We start from the raw sequence: 8,143 nt of genomic DNA on the forward strand, positions 1-8,143 counted from the left end.
ACCGCTCCGCCCCTTTTCAAAGGGGCCAGGCCGCCTGCGGGCGGGACGAGGGATGGGCCCTGCGAAGCAGGGCAACACAAGCGGCGCAGCCGCTTGCCCTCTTTGGCAAAGGGGGTGCCCGAGCGAAGCGAGGGCGGGGGATTGGAGCACTATCTTCTATTTGAGCTTTTCGGTCGAAGCAGTGCCAGCAAATCAATCCCCACCGGCTACGCTGGGCCGAAGGAACGGTGGAACGTTGTTTCTGCGTCAATCGTCTTTTAGAGCTTCCAGGATGAGCCGGGCGCAGGCACGAAAGCCAGAAAAAAATTTTTCCTTCTCAGTGTCTCCCTTTACTCTTTCCTGCAATTCGCTGTAGTGGTCCATAAACTCCACTCCATATTGACGTCCGATTAAGTCGCACATTTTCCAATATTCTTCCAGGTCCTTTTCCCGTCCCGGGTAATCAGGGGTTTTCATATGGGACAATTCGGTGTATAGTAGCTCTAAAATACGTTCCATTTTATAACCTCCTTTTTGGAGTCTATTTTAAATAGACTTCCTGCTCTCAGTATAGTTCATTATAAATAGACTTGTCAAGGGGTATCTGTATGTTCTCAAAAAAAATATTTGGCCAACGAATCTTTGAACTTCGGCAAAAAGCTGGCGAAACGCAGACTTTTCTTGGCGAGCTGATTGGCGTTAAAAAGGGACAGATTAGTGGGATTGAAAAAGGCAATGTTACCACCTCCGCCGAGCGCATTGCACTAATCTGCCAGCACTACGGGGTATCCTCCGACTATCTGCTGGGGCTGACTGACGACCCGGAGCCCAACTACAAGAAGGACAGCTGAGTGTTGACGGGGCGTGGGAAATTCTTTTTCCTTCCTGTATAATTAGGGATTTTCATTTGGGACAATTCGGTGTATGGTAGCTCTAAAATACTTTCCATACTTGAGACCTCCTGTTAGAGTGACCACTTTTAGTGGACTTGTCAAGGAGTAGAGCAATGTTTTCTAAAAAAGAGTTCGGCCAGCGGATTATGGGGCTGAGAAAAGAGCACCACGAGACACAGGCCGTCCTTGCGGACCTGCTTGGAGTTGGAAAAAATCAAATCAGCGAGATTGAACGAGGAAATCGAACCACCTCTGCCGAGCGCATTGCACTGATTTGCCAGCACTACGGGGTATCCTCCGACTATCTGCTGGGGCTGACCGACGACCCGGAGCCCAACTACAAGAAGGACAGCTGAGTGTTGACGGGGTGTGGGAAATTCTTTTTCCTTCCTGTATAATTAGGGATTTTCATTTGAGACAATTCGGTGTATAGTAGCTCTAAAATATTTTCCATGTTTAGCACCTCCAAATACTCAGTTATACTGAGCTCCTGGAGATCATTATACTCAGTTAAACTAAGCTTGTCAAGAGGTGATTCCATGTTTTCAAAGGAATTGTTTGGCCAACGGGTGTTGGAGCAGAGAAAGAAGCATGGAGAACCCCAAAGGGTCCTGGCAGAATTGTTAGGAGTGGGTGAAACACAAATCACAGGCATTGAGCATGGCCGTAATACCACCACCGCCGAGCGCATTGCACTGATTTGCCAGCACTACGGGGTATCCTCCGACTATCTGCTGGGGCTGACCAACGACCCGGAGCCCAAGTATCCGACAGAGGAACAACTCAAAAACGAGTAACAAACGGTCTCTCGAGACCGGGCGAAGGGGCTGGAGTATTTGCAAATCTGTCAGAGCGAGGAAAAAGTTCTTTTTGCTTCTTTTTCTTACAAGAAAAAGAAGGCCCGTCCGGCGAGGACAAAAGTGAGGTGCAGCGATGAGGATCATATTAGCCTCCCAGTCTCCCCGGCGGCGGGAGCTGCTGGAGCGAATGGGTTTCAGCGAATTTGAGATTATCCCGGTCCGTGGTGAGGAGCTTGCCACCCGCACTTTGACTCCCGACCGGCTGGTGGAGGAGCTGTCCCGGCGCAAGTGCGTTGAGGTATCCGCCGCCCATCCGGAGGCGCTGGTGATAGCCGCCGACACGCTGGTAGCGGTGAACAACCGGGTCCTGGGCAAGCCGGGCAGCGAGGAGGACGCCTCCCGAATGCTGCACACGCTGTCCGGGCGGCTGCACATGGTATACACCGGCGTAACGGTTGCCTGCGGCGGGAAGCTGGTCACCGAGCATGAGATGACCTCGGTCCGCTTCCGCGCCCTGTCGGACGCCGACATTATCCGCTACATAGCCACCGGGGAGTCCATGGACAAGGCGGGGGCCTACGGCATACAGGGCTACGGCTGTCTGCTGGTGGAGGGCATCACAGGGGACTACTACAACGTGGTTGGCCTGCCGGTGTGCCGGCTGGGCCGCATCCTGACCAGCTTTGGGGTCGATCCCCTGGCGCTGGCGTTGCAGAAGGAGCAAGAAGCGTGAAAGATTTTCTCCGGCAAAATGGAATACTGCTGCTGGTCATTGCCCTGCTGCTGTCCATTCTCATCGGGGTCACCTCCGCCTTTCTGGGCGGCCAGGCCGACCCCCTGTCCAACGTGGTCAACGTCATCATCAGCCCCATTCGGGGAGGGGTCTCCGCCGCTGCCGACTGGATGGAGGGGGTTTACACCTACGTCTTCCGCTACCAGGAGCTGGAACAGGAGCTCACCGAGCTGCGGGGCCAGGTGGGGGAGCTGGAGGACGAGCTGCGCCAGAAGGAGGAGGCCATCCGGGAGAACGAGCAGCTGCGGGAGCTGCTGAACCTCCAGGCCCGGCGGCGGGACTTCACCTTTGAGGACGTGCGCATTACCGGCCGCTCCACCTCCAACTGGGAGTCCACCCTGACCCTGAACAAGGGCTCCTCCAGCGGCATCGAGGCGGGGGACTGTGTGGTCACCGAGACGGGCGTCCTGGTGGGGGTGGTGGCCGAGACGGGCACCAACTGGTCCACGGTGTCCACCATCATCAACACCGAGACCCAAATGGGGGGCATTGTCAACCGCACCTACTCCGCCGGGGTTCTGGAAGGGGACTTTGCCCTGATGAACCAGGGACGGCTGAAAATGAACTACCTGCCCGAGGGGGCCCAGCTGGTCTCCGGCGACGAGGTGCTCACCTCCGGCCGGGGCGAGATCTTCCCCTCCGGCCTGGTGGTGGGCACGGTGGAGGGTGTTTTTACCGACCCCTCCGGCCAGACCCGCTACGCCGTGGTGAAGCCGGCGGTGGACCTGGACGTGCTCATTAAGGTATTTGTCATCAAGGATTTTGAAATCATCGAGTAGGGCCCGCCGGCCCCGCAGATCCTAAGGAGAGTGTCCCATGACCCGCCGTGATTTTATCCATAAATGGACCGTCTACGCCCTGGGACTGCTGCCCGTGTGGGCGCTGGACGCCTATATCCTCCCCCGCTGGCCCCTCTTCGGGATCACCCCCATGCTGCTGCCCCTGGCGGCGGCGGCGGTGGCGGTGCTGGAGGGGGCTTACGCCGGTACCGGCTTCGGCATGGCGGTGGGGCTGCTGTGGGAACTGGCCTACCCCGGCGGCTTCGGCGGGCTGGTCTTCTTCCTGGCTCTGGCCGGAATGGCCATGGGGGCGGTGTCCCAGTACGCCCTGAGTCAGTCCCTCATCGGCTGCCTCCTGTGCTCCGCGGGCGTTCTGGCCCTGCTGGACCTGCTGCGCATCGCCCGCATCCTGTTTATCAACGCCGCCAGGCTGTCCGACCTGCTCCAGGTGGCCGTGCCGGAGTTCCTCTGGTCGCTGGCCTGGACTCCCCTGGTGTGGCTGCTGTTCCGGGCCATCTACAACCGGGTCGGCGGAACAAAGCTGGCATGAGAGGCCATAATTAAGTGTGGAGGGGAACCATATGCAGGACTTTCCCACAAATACCTCTTTCCTGGAATACGTGGACGGCGGATTTCTCTGCGACGGCAAAACCCGCCTGGAGGCCTCCCCGACCCTGGAAAATCTGGAGCAGGCCGCAGTCCAGTGCCCCAGGCTTTCCGGTCTCTGCCTGGAGCGGCTCCCCCTGGGGGACGAATGTTTCCCCGTGCTGGCCCGGATGCCCAAGCTGGATATGCTCTCCCTTCTGGGCTGTCAAGCCCTTGCCGGACACGGTCTGGAACGGTTGAAGGACCTGCCCCTGAAGCAATTGTTTCTTCAGCGCACCGCCCTGGACGACGAGGGGCTGGCCCAGGCCGCCCAAATCAAAAGGCTGGAACAGCTCTACATCGCGGCCTGCCCCCGGATCACCGCCCAGGGACTGCTGGCCATCCACTGGCGGAACGGCCTGCGAATCAGCGACACCGACCAGCACGACGACCAGGGGCGGGCGGGGCTGTTTACGCGGGAGCAGTGGAAGGCCTTTGAGGACGCCCGCGCCTACCAGGGGATGAAAAACACCTTGCCCCCGGAGGCCCCAGAGCTGGCCGGACCCATTGCCGCCCTGGAGGCATTTTTTGACGATATGACCCGTTGGGAGACCCTGCTGGAGCAAAAGGGGATGGACGCGCCTGACATCCAGGAGGATATTGAGGACCTGTTCGTCCGGCGGGTCAGTTGGAAGCCCAAACCCGGTTACCGGCCGGTCCACCTCCACGGAACCGCCGGCGGCACCTATCCCGGCCACCGGATTACTGCGGGAGAGCGGGTTACCAGGAACAAATTTTGGATTTACACGGAGAAGGATATTTTCTACTTCCGCTTCCTCCTGCGCCAAATGGAGGGCCGCTGGATGCTGGACAACGCCCAGTGGTGTCAGCTGGGGAAGTGGTCCTTCCACGGCTTTTAGACCACCATAAGAAGGAGACGCAATGAAAACCAAACAATTCCACCGCCGGGTGTGGGCCATGGTGGTGCTGCTGGCGCTGATGGTCACCGGCATGGGGGCCGCCCTGTACGACCTGCAAATCAACAACGGTGAGGAGTACTATAAAAAGACCCAATACACCATCGCCGAGACCCAGACGGTGGAGTCGGGCCGGGGTCAGATCTTGGACCGCAACGGCCAGGTGCTGGTGTCCAACAAGGTGATCTACCAGGTGACTCTGGATACCAGTCTGATGAAGACCGTGGAGGAGCGCAACAATACCATCCTGGCCCTGATCCGGGCGGCCCGGGCGGAGGGGGTGGAGTGGACGGACAACCTGCCCATCAGCACAGACGAGCCCTTCCGCTTTACCACCACGACCCCCTTCTACACCGTCTCCTATCCGGAGGAGGGGGGCGCGGTGCGCACTCTGACCCAGCTGGGCAGGCTGGCAGTGAAGATGAAGTGGATCGACGACCCCACCAAGGTGGCGGAACCGGCAGCAGAGGCCGCCGCTCCCAAGGAGCCCGGCCTGATCGACAAGATCAAAAACTTCCTGAAGGGGAACAAGCCGGAGGAGGCTCCCCCTCCGGAGACGGGGCCCCGTCCTCTGCCCAGCGCCCAGCAGCTGCTGGGGCAAATGTGCGCCAGCTTTGAGATCAAGGGGGAGGGCGCGGTGGACAAAAAGGCGGCGGAGGCAGCGGGAGAGACCGTCCCTGAGCTGAATATTGGGGATATGTCCTCGGAGGACGCCCGGGCGTTGGCGGGGGTCCTGTACGAGCTGTACCTGCGCTCCCGGGAGGTCTACATCGCCTCCGAGTACGTCTTCGCCTCCGACGTGGATATCGGCTTCATCTCCCGGGTCAAGGAGCAGGACCTGACAGGGGTCATCATCGAGGCCACCACCGTGCGTCAGTACCACACCAAATACGCCGCCCACCTCCTGGGCCGGGTGACCCCCATCTTTGCAAACGAGGTGGAGTATTACACCAATCTGGACCTGGACGGGGACGGCGAGGGGGACTATAAGATGAACGACACCGTGGGGCGGGGGGGCGCGGAGCAGGCTTTTGAACAGTACCTGCGGGGCAAGCCGGGCAAAAAGACGGTGGAGCGGAACAAAAAGGGCAAAATTATGGCAGAGACCTGGCTGTCGGAACCCGAGCCGGGAAACAACGTAATGCTCACCCTGGACATTGGCCTCCAGGGCTATATTGAAAACCTGCTGGCCGACTCGGTCCCCAAGCTGGAGAGCGAGGAGACGGAGGGCGCGGCCTGCGTGGTGCTGGACGTGAAGAACGCCGAGCTGCTGGCCGCCGCCTCCTACCCTAGCTTTGACCTGGCCAACTACAACGCGGAGTATGAGGAGAACGCCAGCAATCCCCTGAAACCCTTCCTGAACCGGGCCTTTCAGGGAGTCTACCCTCCGGGCTCCACCTTCAAGATGATTACCGCCGTTGCCGGCCTGGAGGAGGATATCATAGCCCCCTCCACCAAGATCCGGGATGAGGGGCGGTACACCTATTGGACCGACGTAAACCCGCCTCAGTGCTGGTACTACCGGCAGTACCGGGGCTACCACGGCCTGATTAACGTGACCAAGGCTATTGAGGTGTCCTGCAACTACTTTTTCTTCGATGTGGGCCGCCGGCTGGGCATTGATACCCTGGTGGACTACGCCAACCGCTTCGGCCTGGGAGAACGAACGGGACTGGAGCTGAACGAGTCCGCCGGCGTGATGGCCGGCCCTGCCTTTACCGAGTCCCTGGGGGGCACCTGGTATGAGGGCAGCATTACCTCGGTGGCCATCGGCCAGGAGAGTACCCAGGTGACCATGCTCCAGCTGGCCAACTATATCGCAACCCTGGTAAACGGGGGGACCCGGAACGCGACGCACCTGCTGAAAGAGGTCAAATCCAGCGACTTCTCCCAGGTGGTCCACACCTATGAGCCCCGAGTCCTCAGCACCATCGACATCCAGCCCAAAAACCTGGAGGCGGTGAAGGCGGGAATGCTGGCGGTGACCACTGAGAGCGCCTCCGTCCGGCCCTATTTCCAGAACCTGCCCTTTCAGGTGGGCGCCAAGACCGGCTCCGCCCAGGTCAGCGCCCAGACCGAGGCCCACGCCGTCTTCGTCTGCTTCGCCCCCTACGACGACCCGGAGATCGCCGTGGCCATGGTGGTGGAGCACGGCGCCAGCGGCAGCACCCTGGCCTCCATGTCAGCGGAGGTGCTGAGCTACTACTTTACCGCACAGGAGACCCGGGAGGAAATTCCCGAGGAAAATACCCTGATTCGGTGACCCCGCCCCGGGGTGTGTGATCGCGGGGCCGGTTCCCCGCAAACCGTCAACAATCCAATAAGGAGATGTATCAATTATGGCAGAAAACTGCACCCACGACTGCTCCAGCTGCTCCGCCGACTGCGGTTCCCGGGACCTGCGGGTTCCGGCCAATTCCATGTCCAGTGTGAAACAGGTCATCGCCGTGGTCAGCGGCAAGGGCGGCGTGGGCAAGAGCACCGTCACCGCCTCCCTGGCGGCGGCAATGGCCAAGCGGGGCCGCAAGGTGGCGGTGCTGGACGCCGATATCACCGGCCCCTCCATCCCCACCGCTTTCGGCATCCATCAGCGGGCCACCGGTTCCGACGCGGGGATCGACCCCGCCATTTCCGCCGGCGGCGTGAAGCTCATGTCCCTGAACCTGCTGTCTGCCAACGAGACCGACCCCGTCATCTGGCGCGGGCCCGTCATCGCCGGGGTGGTGACCCAGTTCTGGCAGGAGGTGATCTGGGGCGACATCGACTATATGTTTGTGGATATGCCTCCGGGGACTGGCGACGTGCCCCTTACCGTATTCCAGTCCCTGCCCGTGGACGGAGTCGTCGTGGTCACCTCCCCCCAGGACCTGGTGTCCATGATCGTGTCCAAGGCGGTGAATATGGCTAAGATGATGGATATCCCCGTGCTGGGCCTGGTGGAGAATTACAGCTATTTCCAGTGCCCCGACTGCGGAAAGCGCCACACCATTTTCGGCGAGAGCCACATTGAAACTGTGGCCGCCGAGCTGGAAATTCCCGTGCTGGCCAAGCTGCCCATGGACCCCGCCCTGGCCGCCGCCTTCGACGCGGGTAAAATCGAGGAGGCCCCCACCAACTATATGCTGGAACTGGCTGCACAGCTGGACAGCTAAACAATCATCAAACATCCCACCGGGAATCGTCCGGTGGGATGTTTTTTTGTGGGCCGCAATGGATTCCATGTTTTGCAGGCAGTTTTTCATCAGCATTTTCATAAAGCAATATAAATTGCAGCCTGGTACCTTGGAGAACTGTAGTTTTGTGTTGAAATAAATTTAGCAACTATCAAAAGGTACAC

General features: G+C 59.6%; 10 protein-coding genes. 9 read left to right on the forward strand and 1 reads right to left on the reverse strand.

The features are described from left to right. Window positions 1-246 precede the first annotated feature (246 nt). The gene (locus D1646_RS12245) at window positions 247-498 is read right to left on the reverse strand and encodes a hypothetical protein (RefSeq protein ID WP_160636735.1); all 252 of its coding nucleotides are present in this window, start codon (window positions 496-498) and stop codon (window positions 247-249) included. 89 nt (window positions 499-587) lie between these two features. On the opposite strand from D1646_RS12245, the gene D1646_RS12250 reads away from it, so the two are divergent. From D1646_RS12250 to D1646_RS12290, 9 genes are all read left to right on the forward strand, one after another. Then, the gene (locus D1646_RS12250; protein WP_160636736.1) at window positions 588-830 is read left to right on the forward strand and encodes a helix-turn-helix transcriptional regulator; all 243 of its coding nucleotides are present in this window, start codon (window positions 588-590) and stop codon (window positions 828-830) included. Between the two features lie 155 nt (window positions 831-985). Beyond that, window positions 986-1,228, forward strand: a complete 243-nt coding sequence (locus tag D1646_RS12255; RefSeq protein ID WP_160636737.1) for a helix-turn-helix transcriptional regulator — start codon at window positions 986-988, stop codon at window positions 1,226-1,228. 183 nt (window positions 1,229-1,411) lie between these two features. After that, window positions 1,412-1,669, forward strand: coding sequence for a helix-turn-helix transcriptional regulator (locus D1646_RS12260; protein WP_160636738.1), 258 nt, complete (start codon window positions 1,412-1,414; stop codon window positions 1,667-1,669). Window positions 1,670-1,805: 136 nt separating this feature from the next. Continuing rightward, complete coding sequence (locus D1646_RS12265; protein WP_160636739.1) at window positions 1,806-2,405, forward strand: Maf family protein; 600 nt, start codon at window positions 1,806-1,808, stop codon at window positions 2,403-2,405. After that, on the forward strand, window positions 2,402-3,244 hold the full coding sequence (gene mreC, locus D1646_RS12270; protein WP_160636740.1) for a rod shape-determining protein MreC: 843 nt from the start codon (window positions 2,402-2,404) through the stop codon (window positions 3,242-3,244). Before D1646_RS12265 ends, mreC begins: the two co-directional genes overlap by 4 nt. A gap of 37 nt (window positions 3,245-3,281) precedes the next feature. Continuing rightward, the gene (locus D1646_RS12275) at window positions 3,282-3,794 is read left to right on the forward strand and encodes a rod shape-determining protein MreD (RefSeq protein WP_160636741.1); all 513 of its coding nucleotides are present in this window, start codon (window positions 3,282-3,284) and stop codon (window positions 3,792-3,794) included. A gap of 31 nt (window positions 3,795-3,825) precedes the next feature. Next, window positions 3,826-4,749 carry an NTF2 fold immunity protein gene (locus D1646_RS12280; RefSeq protein ID WP_160636742.1) on the forward strand — a complete coding sequence of 308 codons (924 nt, stop codon included), beginning with the start codon at window positions 3,826-3,828 and terminating at the stop codon, window positions 4,747-4,749. Window positions 4,750-4,771: 22 nt separating this feature from the next. Further along, a complete protein-coding gene (locus D1646_RS12285; RefSeq protein ID WP_160636743.1) occupies window positions 4,772-7,069 on the forward strand; it encodes a penicillin-binding transpeptidase domain-containing protein in 2,298 nt (765 codons plus the stop codon). Between the two features lie 76 nt (window positions 7,070-7,145). Next, a complete protein-coding gene (locus D1646_RS12290) occupies window positions 7,146-7,958 on the forward strand; it encodes an Mrp/NBP35 family ATP-binding protein (protein WP_160636744.1) in 813 nt (270 codons plus the stop codon). Window positions 7,959-8,143: the final 185 nt, after the last annotated feature.

Source organism: Pseudoflavonifractor sp. 60, assembly GCF_009911645.1.
Classification (GTDB): Bacteria; Bacillota; Clostridia; order Oscillospirales; family Oscillospiraceae; genus Lawsonibacter.